Consider the following 18249-nt stretch of genomic DNA (forward strand, 5'->3'; position numbering starts at 1 on the left):
AAGAATATGGATTTTTTTACTGCTATAATAACAAACTCGAATATTCCAACATCATTTATGTACTCGAATAATATTCTGGAATTAATGCTTCGATTCCTTCTGAATTTGGGGGTAACCGTTTTTGTAATTAACTACGTTTATTTTAGAGCTACAGGAAAACGATCCTACGTTTTTACCTATATCATGATTAGTACAACCGTATTTTTTCTTTGTTTCCTACTTGGAAGCATTGAGTTACAACTAGGTTTTGCTCTCGGATTATTTGCAATCTTTGGGATTATAAGGTACCGAACCGATACCATACCCATTCGCGAAATGACTTATCTATTTTTAGTCATTACCATATCTGTAATTAATGCGCTAACCAGAGGAGAAGTTAGTTTTAGTGAAATTGCGTTTACCAACACTGCTTTTATGGCTACCACTTGGGTAATGGAACGAGTGTGGATGAAACGCCATCTTGCCAGAAGAACCATAGTATACGACCGGCTTGATTTAATTCATCCCAGTCGGCATGCAGAATTAATCGACGACATACAAACCCGAACAGGAATGGTGGTTGCAAAATTTAGTATTGGACAAATAGATTTAGCAAAAAAAAGCATAAAACTAATTGTATTCTACAAAGAAGCCGCAACTCCCAATATATTAACCGATGCTGAACTAAGCGAAAGAAGCACCTGATTAACGAAACCCTTGCTTGATGACAATACTTTTTCGACACTACACTTTTTTAATACTTCTTTTTTTGACGACAGGAAGTACATGCCTTTTTGCAACTATACAGGAGAAAATAGATTCTGTTTATCATGCTCCCGATTTATTTGAATCCGATTCCCTTCTCGAAATTTCGATAACCACCGATTTAAAAGGCCTGGTAAAAGACGTTGGTGAGGATAACGAATATCACAAAGGACGACTTTCCTACGTACTTGGAGATTCAATTGTATCGATGATTGTGAATCTTAAAACCAGAGGGAATTTTAGAAAAGATCGAAGCATATGTGCATTTCCGCCTCTCACCATAAAATTTAATAAATCAGAGTCGAACTATTCCGTTTTCCACGATAATCACAAACTAAAATTGGTATCACATTGCCAAAATCGAAATTCTAAATTCGAACAAATGCTTGTGCAAGAATATCTTATTTATAAAGCATATTCTATTTTCACTCCCGAAAGCTTTCGGGTTAGAATGGTAAAAATAACCTATAAAGACAGTGAAGACGACCTAAAAGAGCTTACAAAACTGGCTTTTTTTATTGAAGATTTTAAAAAAATGGCTCGCCGAAATGGGAAGATAACCCGCTACGACAAAAAAGTACATCAAGATCGTACTAACATTGGTAAAATAACCAAACTCGCTATTTTTCAATACATGATAGGAAATACCGATTGGGGAGTCCCTACCCTTCATAATATTAAACTAATTTCTAAAAAGCCAACTTCGCGTTTAATAGCAGTACCTTACGACTTCGACTGGTCTAGCTTAGTGAATGCTCCTTATGCCGTTCCTAACGCAAAACTCGATATTAAATCCATTCATGATCGCTTATACCGAGGATATCAAAGAACAGAAGAAGAACTTGAATCTATATTTAAGGAGTTTAGAATGAAAAAGAAGTTTGTGTATGATTTATACACCAATTGTAGCTATTTAGAGGATAGCGAAAAAGAACGCGCTTTAAATTATTTCGATGAATTTTATGAGATAATAGACGATTCGAAACAGGTAAATTCTGAATTTATTGATGCCGCCCGAATAATAAAGCACAAAAAATAAATAGCACACCGCATACTTGATTCCACTGAAAATACTGTCTATTTTTACAGACAAATACTATATCGATGACTAATTTAGCTCCCTTTTTACACAAAAATTTGATTGAGGCTGGTTGCGACGAAGCTGGACGCGGATGCCTAGCCGGCCCTGTTTTCGCCGCTGCTGTAATCCTACCCAAAAACTTCTCCAACCATTTATTAAACGATTCAAAAAAACTATCCGAAAAGAATAGATATCTGCTTCGGGAAATTATTGAGAAAGAAGCAATTGCCTGGGCTGTAGGCATTGTAAGTCATACCGAAATCGACCAAATAAATATATTAAATGCCTCGTTTTTAGCAATGCACAGAGCTGTTGAACAACTTAAAACGAGCCCTGAGCACCTACTTATTGATGGCAACCGTTTCAATCCCTATCCCAATATCAATCATACCTGCATAGTAAAAGGAGATGGAAAATACTTATCTATTGCAGCGGCCTCTGTATTGGCAAAAACTTACCGCGATGACTTTATGTTATTAGAGCATGAAAAATTTCCATATTACGATTGGAAAAATAACAAAGGATATCCGACTAAAAAACATCGTATGGCGATTCGAGAACATGGAATAAACAGCATCCACCGAAAAACTTTTGCCTTGTTACCCGATCAACTTGAACTGAAATTCTAAAGAAGAAAGGCTCATTAGCAAGCAATTATCAATTCTCTTTAACGAGAAAAACACAGGGTTCATCTAATTTTAAGAATTCACAATAAATACAACAATCTGATTATCAATAATAAACAATAACAATGTGCTTTTTTCAATTTCTACAGAAAAATGGAATTGCATATTAATATTAACTTTGCTAATCGACTAAATACTTATAACAACAAATAACCATATTGGCTTATTAAAGCTAGCTGGGTTACATTAAAAAAATTTAAAGAAAACAAAATGAGAAAATTTGCATCATTAATTTTGGGACTAAGCTTATTACTTAGCTATTCCAATGCAAAAGCAGATGAAGGCATGTGGCTTTTATCTTTATTAAATAAAAATGTTGCCGAAATGCAGGCAAAAGGCTTAAAATTATCTGCCGATGATATTTATAACATCAATAAAAGCAGTTTAAAAGATGCTATTGTTGGTTTAGGATCAGAAGGAAGACCATTCCGTCATTTCTGTACCGGAGAAATTATTTCTGACCAAGGATTATTCCTTACCAATCATCACTGTGGATTTAATTCCATACAATCGCACTCCACCACAGAACACGATTACCTTTCGGATGGTTTTTGGGCTTACAATAAAAAAGAAGAGTTAACCAATCCTGGAATTACCGCTTCGATCTTAGTTCGCATGCAGGATGTATCGGAAGAAGTTCTTTCTACCGTAACAGACGAAATGACGGAAGAAGAACGTTACAACGCAATTGAAAAAATTGCCGTTGAAATAGAGAAAAAAGCCGAAGAAGGAAGCGATTACAAAGCAAATGTACAAAGCATGTTTGAAGGAAATCAATATTTTCTTTTTGTATATGTAATTTATAGAGATGTACGTTTAGTTGGAGCTCCTCCACAATCAATGGGAAAATTTGGCGGCGATACCGACAACTGGATGTGGCCTCGTCATACTGCAGATTTTTCAATGTTCAGAATCTATACTGGTCCTGATGGAAAACCTGCTTCGTACTCAGAAGAAAACATTCCATTAAAACCAAATCATCACCTTCCTGTTTCTGCTAAAGGAGTAGAAGAGCAAGATTTTGCTATGATTATGGGATTTCCTGGAACTACCGATCGTTATTTAACTTCTTTTGGTTTGGAAGAAACAATGAAAATTACCAACCAAAACCGTTACGATATCCGTACTTTAAAACTGGATATTATGAAGAAAGATATGCTTAAAGATGCGAAAGTTCGTATTCAATATGCATCGAAACACGCCGGAAGTGCCAATTATTGGAAATACTCAAATGAGCAAAATAAAGCACTTGCTAAGTTGAATACAATGGGTCACAAACAAGAAATTGAAAAAGAATATTTGGCTTGGGCAGATAAAAAATCGAAACGAGAAGCTAAATATGGAAAAGCTCTTGATATGATTGCCCAAGTTTATGCAGAACGTAAAGAAGTAATGAATTCAAACTCCTACTTAAGAGAAGCCTTATTAAGTGGTGCTGAAATGCCAATTTTCGCAATTCAACTAGGTGCATTACAAAGTCTTCTTACTGCAGAAACGCAAGATACTGAAGCAATTGAAAAAACTATAGAAGCTTTACGTGAAGGTGCCGAAGGATTCTATAAAGATTACAATGCTCCAACAGATCAAAAACTAATGGCCGGCATGTACAAAATGTATGCTGAAAATATTACTGCAGATCAGCAACCAACAATATTCAAAACTTTTAGCGAAAAGTATAGTAACGATTTCGATAAATTAGCCGAATATGTGTACGGCAACTCTATTTGTGCAACTTCTGAAAGCTTTAATAAGTTTCTTGATGCTCCAAAATTAGAAACTCTTGAAAATGATATCGCCTTCCAAATTGGAAGCTCAATTTTAGATAAATACAAAGAGGTTAGTGGCGAACTATCAAAAGGAGCAGAACAATTACAAAAAGGGAAACGACTTTTCGTTGATGGCTTAATGCAAATTAACAAGAAGAAAAATTTAGCTCCTGATGCGAACTCCTCTATCCGTTTAACTTACGGAAATGTTGGCGGTTATGTACCTAAAGATGGTGTTTACTACAAGCATTTTACTACACTAAAAGGAGTAATGGAAAAAGAAGATCCTACAAATGATGAATTTGTAGTTCCTGCAAAATTAAAAGAGCTTTACAACAAAAAAGACTTTGGTGCATATGCTAACAAAGAAGGTAATCTTCCTGTTTGTTTCCTAACCAACAGCGATATTACTGGTGGTAATTCAGGATCTCCTGTAATTAACGGAAAAGGCGAATTAATAGGAACTGCTTTTGATGGTAACTCCGAAGCTATGTCAGGCGATATCGATTTTGAAGAAAATCTACAAAGATGTATCAACTTAGATATTCGTTATACACTTTTTATTATCGACAAATTTGCCGGTGCTAAAAATTTAATTGACGAAATGACAATTGTGAAATAACAAAATAGATATGAGATTTTAGAGGTGAGTAATTAGATTGACTTCCCTATTATATTATATCAAAAAATGAATAAAAAGGATGTTCGAATTTTCGGACATCCTTTTCCTTCTTTAAGTACTTGGAAACAGACCGTGAAAATTATAAATTTTGTTACTTTTGATTTGAAAATCGCAAACCAAGAATATGTCGACAAAAATAATCATGTATACTGATGGAGCAGCAAGTGGAAACCCCGGACCTGGTGGATACGGAACTGTTCTAATTTCGGGAAAACATCGAAAAGATTTAAACCAAGGATTTAAGCTAACCACCAACAATAGAATGGAGCTTATGGCTGTAATTGTTGGCTTAGAGGCACTTAAAACACCTAATTGCGACGTTACTATTTACTCCGATTCGAAATACGTAGTTGATTCGGTAGAAAAAAAATGGGTTTTTGGCTGGGTACAAAAGCGATTTAAAGGAAAAAAGAATGCCGATTTATGGATGCGCTTTCTTGAGGTATACAAAAAGCACCAGGTAAAATTTGTTTGGATTAAGGGTCATGCCAATATTCCTGGAAACGAACGAGCCGATCAGCTAGCAGTTATGGCATCGCAAGCACCAAACCTACCTGATGACGTAGGCTACAAACCAGAATAATTTTTTATTATTCCCCTTCTTTCACTCCAAAAAATTTCTCTAAACTAATTTTTGCTTCACCGCTGGATATTAGAATTAAATAATCGCCAGTTTCGATCCTTGTTCCTTTTGTAGGATTCTTTATCAATTGTCCTGCCTTCACCATTCCAATTAAGATTGCATTATAATCCATCTTTAGCTTCATAAAAGCAGTGATGTACTCCTCTCCAGAAAAATCGCAATCCTCTTCAATCACATATTGCTGAATATCCGTATCTTCATCAGCAAAACTAGTTGCAATTAAATCTTCGGTATACATAGCAACATATGGCTCGAACAAATAGGAAGCAACCAATTTTGAAGCCACTTCGCTCTCGGCAATCACATGAACGATACCTGCATTAACAAAAGTATCCTTTAAACTAGGATTTAAACAAGTTACTACTACGTTGGCCTTAGGAAATCTTTTCTTTAAATTGATCACAAAAACCAAAGTTTCCGAATCGTCATCAAAATTCACAAATATCCGTTTTGCACGATCGATATTTACTTTGTTTAAAGCTTCGATATTTGAATAGTCGGCAAAAAGACTAAAGGTATTTTTAGAAGAATACAAATCGGCAATTAAATCCAAATCGCTTTTAGTATTGGTTACAAAAGCCACTTTTTGTCCGGCATGAACCATTTGACTAGCCACTTTTTGTCCAAATTCATTATAACCAATAATGATGTAATGATTCTCAAAATCACTTCCCCAAAAACCACTTTTTTTCTTTTCCATATACTGATTAAATCTAACGGTGACTTCACCAATTAAAAAACCTAAAACACCTAAACTTCCAATAATTACGATTAAACCTATAATTTTTCCAGCAAAAGTTACCGGATAAAAATCGCCATAACCAACCGTTGTAAGGGTTACAATTGCATACCAAAATGCATCGCCAATTGTTTTAATATTTGCATCGGCCGATTGCCCCTCAAAATATTTTATTCCAAATATTGCAATTACATAGACCAAAAAAGCAACAAAAAAGATGAGTCTTTTTTTCATATGTGTTTCATTTTAACTTTTTTACATCCCAAACTCAGCATGTAATTGGCGTCAATTCCCAAAAAGCATTATACAGGAGCATTTACAACATTTCTACTTATTCTGGGCTGCAAATTTCGACTCCCTTTCCATTCCACTTTACCTTTAACTTACTTGCTTTTACCAGATTTAGAAAATCATCTGATTTCTGTTTATTGCAGCTACTTAACTCGATATAAGACCATCCTTTATCTGGAAAACTATGAATTGCCAAATGAGATTCGGCCAACAACCAAAAGGCGGTATAGCCTTGCACTGGAAAATGATAATCGGAAAAATTCAAAATTACGAACTTAACCTGCTCCAAATACTCCTGAAAGATAATTTGCAATACCTCAGGATTACATTCCGAAACCCAAAACCGAAGGTTATGAATCTTTGCTGCTAATATTTTTGTTTTCGTCTCCATTAAACACTGATTTTAGACGCTGATTATTTCCACTACGGTTTTTTTATCAGTATAATTTCTCTTTTGAGGATTTTGTCTCAATAATAATTCAAATCAGATTTATTATTAATTGATCATTACTCATTGTTAATCATCAATAAAGATCCCAATTGCCTTTTAAATAGTATTTCTGTAATACTGGTTCGTGAATACGATTAATAGCAACGCTATCCTTTTCCCAAGGATAAAAATCCTTACCAAAAGAAGTAATCAAAGTCATGGCTTCTTTGTTGATCCAACGTGTTGGAACCTCAATATCCGTATTTTGCAATTTCTTTTTCACGTTTTCACCCAAAAACTCTTTCACTCCTAAACTCCATCCCCATTCGCCCAAGGTAATTACCTGGTTATGCATTGGAACTGTCTCGAAACCTGCACTTTTCATGGTTTCTAAAATACAGCAAAATGCCTGCGTTGCAAAATAAGGACTACCCGCCTGTGTAACAATCACACCACCTGGACGCATATGCTTGTAACATAGTTTATAAAATTCATGCGAATACAAACGTCCGAGTTCTATGCTCCGCGGATCAGGTAAATCGATAATGATTACATCGTAATAATCATCCACAGACAAAAGGAATTTATAACCGTCATCATTCAAAACCTCCACCTTTTCGTCACTTAACGAATGCTGATTCATTTCTGTAAGAATAGGATGTGTTTTTCCCAAATTAGTCATGGCTGGATCTAAATCAACCAAAGTAATTTTTTCTACTTTTGGATATTTCAAAATTTCCCGAACCGCACAACCATCGCCACCACCTAAAACTAATACGTTAACCGGATTTGGATGCAAACTCATTGCCGGATGTACTAATGGTTCGTGATACATTAATTCGTCACGAGTACACAATTGTTCATTTCCATTTAAATACAACCAGTAATCATTTTTCCATTTTGTAATAACAATCCGCTGATATTTTGTTTGTTCGGTATAAACTACTTTGTCGGAATATTTTTGTTGCTCGCCATAAGTAATAATCGGATCGGTTACAAAAATTCCACTTGTAAGCGAAAGCATAATAAATACACCAATACCAACCAGTAACTTCTTATCCGCAGTATCTAAAAGGTCCCAAAGAAAAATCAATACCACTATCGACACGGAAAAATTAACAAAACCAAGAATAAATGGCGTGTAAATCAGTCCAAATATTGGTAAACCTACAAAAGCAAAAAATATTCCACCCAATAAGCTACCATAGTAGTCGTTCTCTAAAATATTAGAAATATTGAATCTAAGCTTCTCATAATCATCATTAATACGAATTACCAACGGAATTTCCATTCCAATGAGCAAACCAATACAAATTGCTAAACTATAAATTAATATTCCTATAGATTGCGTGTAAGCCGAAGCCGTATAAACTAGCAAGGCTGCGAACGAAACAATAAAAGAAAGCGCAAATTCCAGAATTAAGAAACGTTTTAGTAATCTGGATTCGAAATTTTTTGTGATACGACTACCCAAGCCCATCGAAAATAGCATTAGGGAAATAATCATCACCCAATGCAAAACGGAATTACCGAGAAAATACTGAGCCAAGGTGGACAAAATATATTCTGCTACCACTCCAGAAAAACCAGTAGCAAATATTGCCGCTTTTAATAATGTTGATTTATTCTTGAACACTTTCAGAGAATTATGAATTACGAATTATTAATTATGAATTGAAACAAACCTTTAGCTAGTCTCAACTCACAATATCTAATTCATAATTCAGCATTTATAATTCGTAATTTCACAAGTACCAGTCTCTTTCCAGATAACACCTATAAGAGAGACGTTCAAAAACCTGTTGAATCTTGCTATTTCTACCTAATCCTTTTTAAAAAGATAAATTCTAAATCATGAGTACAAAGGATATTTTTTGAATTTCCCCTGAAATTAAAAACTCATAATTCTTAATTCATAACTCTTATAAGCACCATGTGATTAATACCGATCCACCAATATAAGCGAATGCTTCAATTAAGGCTGCACCCACATTTGGTTTTTCCTGATTGATAATTTCATCGGTTAATCGTTCGCCGGGAAGTAATATTTTATCGGTAATTAATCGCATCACTGGTAATAAAATAATTCCTACTACAAGCTCGAAACCTGCTTCGGCAAAAGATGGTAACCATCCTTCAAAATCACCTGTTAGTCCGAAACGAATTAAATTTCCAATCGCAATAATTGCTCCGGCAAAACCAATACCTACTGCCACATTATCTTTTTCGATATGTTCGTGCAGGTTATAAGGAGTAATCCAATTATAAATACGTGTGGTTATAATTAAAGCTACCTGACCAAAAGCCCAAAAAACCACTGCGGTAAGCACACCAAACAAAAGGCCATCACTTTCGCCCGAAACAGCTCCAAAAATAATTAAACCCGAAGCAACCGAAATAGCTCCTTCAACAACACCGGTCCCTACATTCTGATCCTCAATAATTTCCTTGCGAACCGAAAATTTTCGAAGAATTAAATAATCCGACAAGAATATTGAGATATTTAAAAGCACAATGGCCAACAAACCGTAAACTGCAATATCAATTGCATCACTTACCAATCCATTCGAAGGACCAACAATAGCACTTCCAATTGAAAATAATAATCCGATATAATAGCCAACGTGAGCAACGGCAAAAGCAAAATTATCTTTTTTCACCAACTCCTCTTTCACCTTTAAAGATGGATGAAGTAACTGATAAACAAATTTACCAATAAGGAAAATAGCAAATGCAAGCGCGATATAAACCACGGCATCATACACGATATACGAAATTTCTGATAATGATATCATAAGTTATAAATCTATGAGTTATACAATGGTTTATTTACCAAATCCACCGCTACGAGAACGAGTGGAGCTTGTGCGGTATCTTGATGAACTTCTTGTTGTTTTGGCAGAAGATCTTGTACTGCTCGAAGTTGATGAACGACTCACCTTACTTCTAACTCTATCCTTAAATGTGGAGGATTTACTTCCCCATTTGCTAGTGCTACCAGAGTTTGAAGAGGTATATGATTTAGTACCATAAACCGGACTACTTCCGCTTGGTCCGTAGTATCCTCTTGCTCCTCCGTAATATCCACCACCACGATAATCGTCCCAGTAGGAACGACGATACGATCCCATATTAAACATAGAAGACATGAATGCATATTGTCCGTAAAAAGCCCAAAAAGAAGATCCTCCACGATTCTCCCAATGTCCGTACTTTTCGTTTCCAACATAGTGATTGTAACCAGCAGGCACAGCTTGCTTGGTAACAGTACCATCTTTTTTAGAGGCAATCTCCATTCCCATATTGTTTAAATTCTGAGAAAAGAAAGCCTCACTTACATTTTTCCAAGTCGATTTTTGTTCTACAACGGTATCTGGTCGTTGAATAATAACCTGATACTGGTGACGATAATCATTCGAATCCTCATTTGCATCCATATCGAATAAAATGATAGAAAAATTCTGCTCGGCACTCAAATCTTTAATTAGCTGATCGACGGGAGATTTTTGCCATGTTTTTGCAACAGAAGAAGAGGATGAAGATCCAGATCGCCCACAGGTTTTTGCAATAAAAAACACCACAATAATCCCAATGATTACTTTAGTTACTGTGTTCATACATAATAATTTACAATTATGAGTTAAGAGCTATTAATAAAAGCACCCGCTTCCTGTTAATACCTCTTCCCCGCTAATTTATTTTGGTAATATATTAGATATTTCGAACTCCTTAATGGCTTTTCCAGCCGAAGCTTCAAATTCTTTTTCGTCCCATTGCTCAATGGTAACAATAAAATCTCCGGATTCATCTACAAAATCCCAGGAAATAAATTCTACCCAATCCTCGCCACGATTTTTATCGTTGAAATATCCTGGTGATTCCTGCTCAAGAAAATACTTTTTATCCTTATAAATTAAACTTGCCGGCGGTTTCTGCTCCGTCATTAAATCGGCCAGTACATTTTCGCCCAATTCACGAACTTTAATTTTATCACAAACCGAAAGACTTATTTCATCGTCCTCTTCAACCGAAAGAAAGAGCGTTTTGCTTCCATTATTTATCTTGTATTCTTTCGAGAAATAATTATCGCCCCAATCGTACTCATAACCAGCCTGTACTTCCCAGCTCGATAAATCGTATTCAAAAACAAAACCAACATCCAGATCGGTAACCCGGATGTTGGTAGTGTCGTATTTCGGCTGTTTCCGTTTAAAAAAATCGGTAAATCCCATTTTCAATCTCGTTCAAATTTGTAATACCGATTAGTAGTTAAATAAGTATTCATTTCACTACGTTCATGATTCCTTTTTAACTATCTATCGGCATTATTCGTTTTAATTTTGCAACTATAGTCGAATAAAAAAGCTATTCTTTATTTTTCATTTTTGCTTTCAGCTCTTCTAATGCATTGGATGCTTTCACGTTAGTTTCATTTAAAGTAGCATCAATCTCTTCATCCAAACTACGGTTTTCAAAAGCAATATCGCCATAAGCTTCGGCCATAGCCTCTTGCTGAGCCACTTTATCTTTCATTTTCTCTAACATTCCCACTGTTCCCGAACTATCAATTCCAGACAATTGTTTGTTAATTTTTTGCGTTGCCTGACTTACACGGGCACGAGCTTTTAAAGTTTTCAACTCATTTTCGTAACGAGTAATTGTCGATTTCAACTTTTTCACATTAGTATCTAATTGACTAATGCTACTGTCAAATTTAACAACTTCTTCCTGCGATCGTGCTACCGATACTATCGCATCTTCTTTTTTAGCCAAAGCTTCGGTCGCCAAACGTTCCGCTTCCGAAACTTCCAACTCTCCTTTTTCGGCTTTTTGTAATAATAACATCGCTTTTTGCTCGTAGTTTTTCGCTACTGATTTTTGTTCATTCAGTTCTCTTTTACTACGAATTGCCATTGCTTTCACCTCAGCTAAAGCTTGTAAACTCTTATCTAAATCATTTTTCAAATCCCTGATTCCCTGTTCGGTCATCTTAATCGGATCCTCTAATTTATCTATGGCTGCATGAGCTTCTGCTTTGCCCACGTTGAATAATCTACTAAAAATCCCCATTTGTATAGTTTATTTATATCTGTTACAATTTTGAATAGGTAATAATCTCCTCGGAATACTCACTCAATAACATTTCTAATGAGTTAAGTGTTGCTTCTAATTCGTTCTGATCTAAATTTTCTAACTGAAGAGTATCTCTAAAAAGAACTTTTTTCCCAGATTCATCCAACACAAATGCACCATGAATTATTTCTCTGTTCTTTTTAAGCAAAGCCTTATAAATTTCAGGATTCTCGGACTTTAACTCAAACAATACTCCTTCTACAATCAAAACAGGATCCTCACAATCCACAATCAGATTTGCAATGCCACCATCGGGATTTTCAACCACGAATAGCTCTTCGGCTTTATCCTCTTTAATAATATTGTATTCCAAATTCAACAGGTAGTCTTTTACCTTGTTATAATATGTGCTCATTTTTATCTGCTTTTAAATTTCTGATTAAAATTAAAACAAATTATTAACCTAATAAAACATTTAAGCTCCTTTCCACTATTCGGCAAACATTCTACTACTAAATTTTTTTGCTTCGAGTTTGAAATTACAAAATAGGATAGTTTTTCCCCTCATTTTATCGGGAGAATATGCATTTTATTCGATAAATGGAAGTTTTTACATGTTTTTCGGTTCTCCATTTATTTCCTCTAATTATTTTTCCCCTTAAAGACCGTTAAAATTCAAAAAATAAAAAGATTCAAAACTCTTTTAAATTTCCACCCAATGTGCTTTTTATTTCATGCAGATATTTATATATTTAGGTTCATCAAAAAATTAAGCATTTAAAATTAATTAGTCACGACTTGCTTACTGATTCAAAATCAGTGAAAACAATAAACAAATATTACTAGCAGGTCTTTCCAAGCCTAACAAAAAAAAATAATAAGAATGAAGATTCACGAATATCAAGCAAAGGAAATTTTACGATCGTTTGGTGTACCTGTTCCCGAAAGTAAAATTGCTTTTTCGGTTCAGGAAGCTGAAAAGGCTGCCGCCGAAATTGGTCTGCCCGTAGTTGTAAAAGCCCAAATCCACGCAGGTGGAAGAGGAAAAGGCGGAGGTGTTAAATTTGCACCCACAGCTCAAGATGTAACTCGTTACGCAAACGATATCTTGGGAATGACCTTAATCACCCACCAAACGGGTCCAGAAGGAAATTTGGTAAAAAAAGTATTAATTGAAGCCGCTTCGAATATCGACCGCGAGTTGTATGCCGGAATTGTAATGGACCGTGCTACTTCGAAAGTTACCTTTATGGTATCGACCGAAGGAGGAATGGAAATTGAGAAGGTTGCAGAAGAAACTCCTGAAAAAATACTAAAAGTTGCTGTTGACACAGCAGTTGGTTTGCAAGCATTTCAAGCCAGACAAATGGCTTTTGCCCTTGGTCTTACGGGAGATGCACATAAAAATGGCGTAAAATTCTTAATGGCACTTTACAAAGCTTACATGGGAACCGACGCTTCCATTTTTGAAATCAACCCATTGGTAGTCACCAAAGAAGGCTATGTTATTGCACTCGATGCAAAAGCTAATTTTGATGATAATGCGCTTTATCGTCATAAAGACATTACCGCTTTACGCGACTTGGACGAAGAAGAACCATTGGAAATCGAAGCAGGCCGATCGGGCTTGAACTACATTAAATTAGATGGAAATATTGGTTGCATGGTGAACGGTGCTGGTTTGGCAATGGGAACCATGGATATTATTAAGCTAACCGGAGGCGAACCTGCCAACTTTTTGGATGTTGGAGGAGGAGCTTCGGCAGAAACAGTGGAAAAAGGCTTTCGAATTATTCTTTCGGATGGCAGTGTAAAAGCTGTTCTGATTAATATTTTTGGGGGGATTGTTCGTTGCGATCGAGTTGCCAAAGGAGTGATCGAAGCCATTAAAAATATCGAAACCAAAGTGCCAATTGTGGTTCGTTTACAGGGAACCAATGCTGAAGAAGGCAAAAAACTGCTGGAAGAATCAGGAATGAATATTATTGCAGCCACAGAATTACGAGATGCTGCCGAAAAAGTAGTAGCCACCCTTAAAACAATTAAATCATAATGAGTGTATTAGTCGATAAAAATACAAAACTTGTGGTTCAGGGAATCACAGGTTCCGAAGGGGCTTTTCATACCCAACAAATGATAGAATATGGAACCAATGTAGTTGCTGGTGTTACTCCGGGTAAAGGAGGACAGCTGTTTATGGATAAAATTCCGATTCACAACACCATGCGAGGTGCGGTTGAAAAAACAGGAGCCAATGCTTCGGTAATTTTCGTTCCACCACCATTCGCTGCCGATGCTATTATGGAAGCTGCTGATGCGGGCGTTGCTATAGTGGTTTGTATTACAGAGGGAATTCCTACTTTAGATATGCTAAAAGTTCATGAATTTCTTAAAAAACATCCTAAAACAAGACTAATTGGACCAAACTGTCCGGGAGTTATTACTCCGGGAGAGGCGAAAATAGGTATTATGCCAGGTTTTATTCACAAACCAGGTACTATTGGTATTATTTCTCGTTCGGGAACTTTAACCTACGAAGCTGTTCATCAGCTAGGCGAAGCAGGATTGGGTCAATCGACTGCTATTGGAATTGGTGGCGATCCAATTATTGGTACCAAACATATTGATGCCGTGAAACTTTTAAATGAGGATCCTAAAACCGAAGCCATTGTTTTAATTGGCGAAATTGGTGGAACAGATGAAGAAGATGCTGCTGCTTATATTGCAAAGCATGTTGACAAACCTGTTGTGGCATTTATTGCGGGTCAGACAGCACCTCCGGGCAAACGAATGGGCCATGCCGGTGCTATTATTGCTGGTGGAAAAGGAACTGCCGAAGAAAAAATGAAAGCTTTGGCTGCTGCCGGAATTCATGTGGTGAAATCGCCTGCAGATATCGGTAAAAAAATGAGAGAAGTATTAGGTAAATAAAACCTTTGCAAATATAAAAGAGCTTGATTCCAATGTGGAATCAAGCTCTTTTTTTATAGCTCTCTTTTTATTAGAGCTCTAAAATTTTCACCTCGGTTCGTCGATTTGCCTGATGTTCCGCTTTACTGCAATTCACTCCGTTCGAACAGTGATTTATCAACCGACTTTCTCCGTAGCCTTTTGCCTGCAAACGATCTGGCGATATTCCTTTCGATACAATATATTCCACAGCTTCTTTGGCCCTGCGATCGGAAAGTGATTTATTATAAACATCACTGCCTCTTGAATCGGTATGAGAACTCAATTCAATTTTAAGACTTGGATTTTCTATCATCAATACTACCAATTTATCCAGCTCCATAGCTGCATCTGCCCGAATATTCGACTTATTTACATCGTAGAAAATATTATCTAAAACAAACACTTTACCTACCTGAACTTTTTCTACCACTTCCTCTACGTAAACCTTATTTCCTTTTCGATTTGAAGTATTCAGTTTACTTGACTTTGATAGAATGCCCTCTTTGTGGTATCTGAGATTATACTGCTGATCACGCAATAAGGATCCAAAAAATTTTCCTTCGGAATTACTTGTATAGTCGATTGTTTCATTGGTCTTCTCATTTGTAATGCTTACCAATACTCCTTCAACAGGAGCTCTATCGTCTTTGTAAACAACCAATCCTTCCAAGCTCAACTTATTATCAGGAACCTGATAAACAGATTGATGAAACTCCATTGAATTACTCAAATCGGTAGTTGAAATTGATTCCACTCCATCGGTAAAGTTCTCTTTTACAGATTTAATTTGATAATCCTCAATCTCTGAAATCAGAAATTGAAATTTACCATCAGCTGTCGTATGAATAGTTTTTACAATCTCGCCATTAGAATTTAATAAGGAAACTTTTGTATTGCCAAGAATTTCCTTTGTTTCCGAATTAAGAACCTCTCCTTTTATCAGTCTGGATAAGATGGCGAACTGGTAAATGTCATCGTAAGTCTCCCCTTTTATTCGATTAGAAGCAAAATAACCGTTCCCATTTTTAAGGATCAAACCAAAATCATCTTTCGAGGTATTTATTGGATAACCCATATTTACTGGTTCTGCTTTTTCTTTTTTCAAATCAATTGAATACAAATCCAATCCGCCTAATCCAGCATGTCCTTTCGAGGCGAAATATAAAATTTGATTTTCATCAGCAAAAGGAAACATTTCATTTTCCGAAGTGTTGATTTTATCTCCCAAATTTTTAGGCGTGCTCCAATCCGTTTCTGTTTTTGTGGATACGTAAAGGTCTGTGCCTCCATATCCATTCGGACGATCGGATATAAAATACAAGCTTTTACCATCGGCCGACAATGCCGGATGCCCTGTAGAATAACCTTCCATATTGAAAGAAAGTAATTCTGGCGTTGACCATTTATCCCCTTCCATTGTACAATGATACAATTTAATGCTTACCACTCCCTCCTCGTTTCTTTTTGCGCGTTTCGAACTTGAGACATGATTTCTGGTTAAAAACATTTCCTTGCCATCGGCAGTAAAACAAACGGGTCCGTCGTGATAATTAGTTCCCAGTTTACCCGAAAATAAGACTGCATTTTTTAAATCACCATCCTTTGACACCTCTGATTTGTATAAGCGAAGGTAATTTTGATTGTTCCATTTGTAATTTCGCTTAATCATACTCGTTTTCTCTTTTGCAGATGAAAACACAACATCCTCCTTATAAAAGGCAACACCAAATTCTGATTGCTCTGAATTAGCCGTAATTGGCTTTATACTATAGCGAGATGAATCTTTTCTCAGCTCTAAAATCAGATCCAAGTCAATTTGTTTTTGCTCCGATCCGGATGTACTTTTTAAATATTTATCCATCCAAATTTGTGCCTCTTCATACTTCTTATTGCTTTGCAAAGCTCTCGAATATTCCAAATAATCAGTAGCGGTTGTAAGACTAGATTTAACCACCTTACTGTACCACAATTCCGATTTCTCTGAATTATTTGTCAGTCGGTATGAAATTGCCAACTGTTTGGCTACGTTTTCATTTAAACTATCTTTTTGCCAAAGAATTTCATACAACTCAATGGCCTCTTCGTAGGAAAAAAACTCAAAATACTTATTTGCTCTTTCCATGATTTGTGCTTTCACCGAAAAGCTCGTCATTAAAACTCCGATGAATAGTATTGTGCATGCTATTTTTCTCATAATGTTCGTTCAATAGGATTAGAAATACCTTGGAGTCATTACTTTCTTCTTGTTAAACTGAAAATCGAAGGCAACCATAATTTCATGTGTTCCATTATTATATTTTCGCAGTTCCGATTCTGTTAAATCAAAAGCATATCCCACACGCAATTGATCTGTTAGCTGATAGTGAATCAAGAAACTCATGGAATCTTCGATACGATAAGCCGCTCCTAACCAAAGTACATCATTCAGTATAAAATTGGCTGACAAGTCAACGGAGATTGGTGCATTCCAAACCACCTTTGCTAAAGCAGACGGTTTGAATTTCAGATAATCATTGATATCGAACAAAGCACCCGTGGTAACAAAATAGTGACGTTCCTTGTATCCATAACTTGTAGTATTGAAACCATCGTTATCGTAATTATTTTTTAACAAACGAGGCACCGATAAACCCAAATAAAAACGTTCGGTGTAATAGTACAATCCCAAACCAAAATTCAAAATAAAATCTTCCGAAAAATCGGATGAAAAAGTATCATCATTTTGCTGATTAAGCGTCAGATTCATCAGATTGATTTGAATCATATCGAATCCTCCTTTGATTCCAAAAGCTAGTTTTCCTCTATCACTCACCTTTAAATGATAGGCAAAATCGGCATAAAGACTGTTTTGTTTCACGGGTCCCAATTCGTCGTTGATAAAAGCCAAGCCAGCACCAATATTATACTTGGTAATGGGAGCACTTACCGTTAAGGTTCGTGATTTTGGTGCTCCATCGAAACCAACCCACTGTTCGCGGGCTAGAAACATTGCACTTAGCATATCGGTGCTTCCGGCATAAGCCGGATTCACCGTTAAAGGGTTGTGCATGTATTGCGTGTACATTGGGTCCTGTTGGGCTTTTAAAGTAGTTCCAAAAGGAATTAGCAGTAGCAATAAAGCCACACATTTTAGCAGTTGTATCGTTGTTCTGTTCATGTTCT

Annotated in this window: 17 protein-coding genes; 7 read left to right on the forward strand and 10 right to left on the reverse strand. The window is 36.0% G+C overall.

Going from position 1 to position 18249, the window contains the following annotated elements; genetic code table 11:
• Positions 1–6: 6 nt before the first annotated feature.
• The 5 genes from BZG02_RS11055 to rnhA all read left to right on the forward strand — a co-directional run bounded on the left by BZG02_RS11055 (position 7) and on the right by rnhA (position 5542).
• Positions 7–684, forward strand: a complete 678-nt coding sequence (locus tag BZG02_RS11055) for a DUF4956 domain-containing protein (RefSeq protein WP_101261496.1) — start codon at positions 7–9, stop codon at positions 682–684.
• 64 nt (positions 685–748) lie between these two features.
• Entirely contained in the window at positions 749–1783 is a 1035-nt protein-coding gene (locus tag BZG02_RS11060) for a hypothetical protein (protein ID WP_143470455.1), read from the forward strand.
• A 65-nt stretch (positions 1784–1848) separates the two neighbouring features.
• Positions 1849–2454 (forward strand): ribonuclease HII, encoded by a 606-nt coding sequence (locus tag BZG02_RS11065; protein ID WP_101261498.1) that lies wholly within the window; start codon positions 1849–1851, stop codon positions 2452–2454.
• Between the two features lie 267 nt (positions 2455–2721).
• Positions 2722–4899, forward strand: a complete 2178-nt coding sequence (locus BZG02_RS11070) for a S46 family peptidase (protein WP_101261499.1) — start codon at positions 2722–2724, stop codon at positions 4897–4899.
• Between the two features lie 184 nt (positions 4900–5083).
• Positions 5084–5542, forward strand: a complete 459-nt coding sequence (gene rnhA / locus BZG02_RS11075) for a ribonuclease HI (RefSeq protein ID WP_101261500.1) — start codon at positions 5084–5086, stop codon at positions 5540–5542.
• Positions 5543–5549: 7 nt separating this feature from the next.
• Here rnhA and BZG02_RS11080 read toward each other — a convergent pair whose 3' ends face one another.
• From BZG02_RS11080 to BZG02_RS11115, 8 genes are all read right to left on the reverse strand, one after another.
• Positions 5550–6575: a potassium channel family protein gene (locus BZG02_RS11080; protein WP_101261501.1), complete on the reverse strand. Its 1026-nt coding sequence runs from the start codon at positions 6573–6575 to the stop codon at positions 5550–5552.
• Positions 6576–6672: 97 nt separating this feature from the next.
• Complete coding sequence (locus tag BZG02_RS11085; RefSeq protein ID WP_101261502.1) at positions 6673–7023, reverse strand: S-adenosylmethionine decarboxylase; 351 nt, start codon at positions 7021–7023, stop codon at positions 6673–6675.
• A 133-nt stretch (positions 7024–7156) separates the two neighbouring features.
• The gene (locus BZG02_RS11090; protein WP_218972226.1) at positions 7157–8698 is read right to left on the reverse strand and encodes a polyamine aminopropyltransferase; all 1542 of its coding nucleotides are present in this window, start codon (positions 8696–8698) and stop codon (positions 7157–7159) included.
• A 286-nt stretch (positions 8699–8984) separates the two neighbouring features.
• Complete coding sequence (locus BZG02_RS11095) at positions 8985–9857, reverse strand: DUF350 domain-containing protein (protein WP_101261504.1); 873 nt, start codon at positions 9855–9857, stop codon at positions 8985–8987.
• A gap of 30 nt (positions 9858–9887) precedes the next feature.
• Entirely contained in the window at positions 9888–10679 is a 792-nt protein-coding gene (locus tag BZG02_RS11100; protein ID WP_101261505.1) for a hypothetical protein, read from the reverse strand.
• A 78-nt stretch (positions 10680–10757) separates the two neighbouring features.
• The gene (locus BZG02_RS11105; RefSeq protein ID WP_101261506.1) at positions 10758–11294 is read right to left on the reverse strand and encodes a DUF4178 domain-containing protein; all 537 of its coding nucleotides are present in this window, start codon (positions 11292–11294) and stop codon (positions 10758–10760) included.
• Between the two features lie 133 nt (positions 11295–11427).
• A complete protein-coding gene (locus BZG02_RS11110; RefSeq protein WP_101261507.1) occupies positions 11428–12132 on the reverse strand; it encodes a PspA/IM30 family protein in 705 nt (234 codons plus the stop codon).
• A 22-nt stretch (positions 12133–12154) separates the two neighbouring features.
• The gene (locus tag BZG02_RS11115; protein ID WP_101261508.1) at positions 12155–12550 is read right to left on the reverse strand and encodes a YbjN domain-containing protein; all 396 of its coding nucleotides are present in this window, start codon (positions 12548–12550) and stop codon (positions 12155–12157) included.
• 468 nt (positions 12551–13018) lie between these two features.
• Between BZG02_RS11115 and sucC the strand changes: the two genes are divergently transcribed.
• Positions 13019–14188: an ADP-forming succinate--CoA ligase subunit beta gene (gene sucC, locus BZG02_RS11120; RefSeq protein WP_101261509.1), complete on the forward strand. Its 1170-nt coding sequence runs from the start codon at positions 13019–13021 to the stop codon at positions 14186–14188.
• Positions 14188–15066, forward strand: coding sequence for a succinate--CoA ligase subunit alpha (gene sucD, locus BZG02_RS11125; RefSeq protein ID WP_101261510.1), 879 nt, complete (start codon positions 14188–14190; stop codon positions 15064–15066). The genes sucC and sucD overlap by 1 nt, the downstream gene beginning before the upstream one ends.
• Positions 15067–15136: 70 nt before the next feature.
• Here sucD and BZG02_RS11130 read toward each other — a convergent pair whose 3' ends face one another.
• Positions 15137–17281: an OmpA family protein gene (locus BZG02_RS11130; RefSeq protein ID WP_101261511.1), complete on the reverse strand. Its 2145-nt coding sequence runs from the start codon at positions 17279–17281 to the stop codon at positions 15137–15139.
• 18 nt (positions 17282–17299) lie between these two features.
• Positions 17300–18244, reverse strand: coding sequence for a PorP/SprF family type IX secretion system membrane protein (locus tag BZG02_RS11135; RefSeq protein WP_101261512.1), 945 nt, complete (start codon positions 18242–18244; stop codon positions 17300–17302).
• Positions 18245–18249 lie beyond the last annotated feature (5 nt).

The organism is Labilibaculum filiforme, from assembly GCF_002843315.1.
Classification (GTDB): domain Bacteria; phylum Bacteroidota; class Bacteroidia; order Bacteroidales; family Marinifilaceae; genus Labilibaculum; species Labilibaculum filiforme.

What these genes read in the sequence shown, in the direction of transcription:
- BZG02_RS11055 (WP_101261496.1), top strand. Translation starts at nt 7, where the DNA reads ATGGATTTTTTTACTGCTATAATAACAAACTCGAATATTCCAACATCA.
- BZG02_RS11065 (WP_101261498.1), top strand. Translation starts at nt 1,849, where the DNA reads ATGACTAATTTAGCTCCCTTTTTACACAAAAATTTGATTGAGGCTGGT.
- BZG02_RS11070 (WP_101261499.1), top strand. Translation starts at nt 2,722, where the DNA reads ATGAGAAAATTTGCATCATTAATTTTGGGACTAAGCTTATTACTTAGC.
- rnhA (WP_101261500.1), top strand. Translation starts at nt 5,084, where the DNA reads ATGTCGACAAAAATAATCATGTATACTGATGGAGCAGCAAGTGGAAAC.
- BZG02_RS11080 (WP_101261501.1), bottom strand. Translation starts at nt 6,575, where the DNA reads ATGAAAAAAAGACTCATCTTTTTTGTTGCTTTTTTGGTCTATGTAATT.
- BZG02_RS11085 (WP_101261502.1), bottom strand. Translation starts at nt 7,023, where the DNA reads ATGGAGACGAAAACAAAAATATTAGCAGCAAAGATTCATAACCTTCGG.
- BZG02_RS11095 (WP_101261504.1), bottom strand. Translation starts at nt 9,857, where the DNA reads ATGATATCATTATCAGAAATTTCGTATATCGTGTATGATGCCGTGGTT.
- BZG02_RS11100 (WP_101261505.1), bottom strand. Translation starts at nt 10,679, where the DNA reads ATGAACACAGTAACTAAAGTAATCATTGGGATTATTGTGGTGTTTTTT.
- BZG02_RS11105 (WP_101261506.1), bottom strand. Translation starts at nt 11,294, where the DNA reads ATGGGATTTACCGATTTTTTTAAACGGAAACAGCCGAAATACGACACT.
- BZG02_RS11110 (WP_101261507.1), bottom strand. Translation starts at nt 12,132, where the DNA reads ATGGGGATTTTTAGTAGATTATTCAACGTGGGCAAAGCAGAAGCTCAT.
- BZG02_RS11115 (WP_101261508.1), bottom strand. Translation starts at nt 12,550, where the DNA reads ATGAGCACATATTATAACAAGGTAAAAGACTACCTGTTGAATTTGGAA.
- sucC (WP_101261509.1), top strand. Translation starts at nt 13,019, where the DNA reads ATGAAGATTCACGAATATCAAGCAAAGGAAATTTTACGATCGTTTGGT.
- sucD (WP_101261510.1), top strand. Translation starts at nt 14,188, where the DNA reads ATGAGTGTATTAGTCGATAAAAATACAAAACTTGTGGTTCAGGGAATC.
- BZG02_RS11130 (WP_101261511.1), bottom strand. Translation starts at nt 17,281, where the DNA reads ATGAGAAAAATAGCATGCACAATACTATTCATCGGAGTTTTAATGACG.
- BZG02_RS11135 (WP_101261512.1), bottom strand. Translation starts at nt 18,244, where the DNA reads ATGAACAGAACAACGATACAACTGCTAAAATGTGTGGCTTTATTGCTA.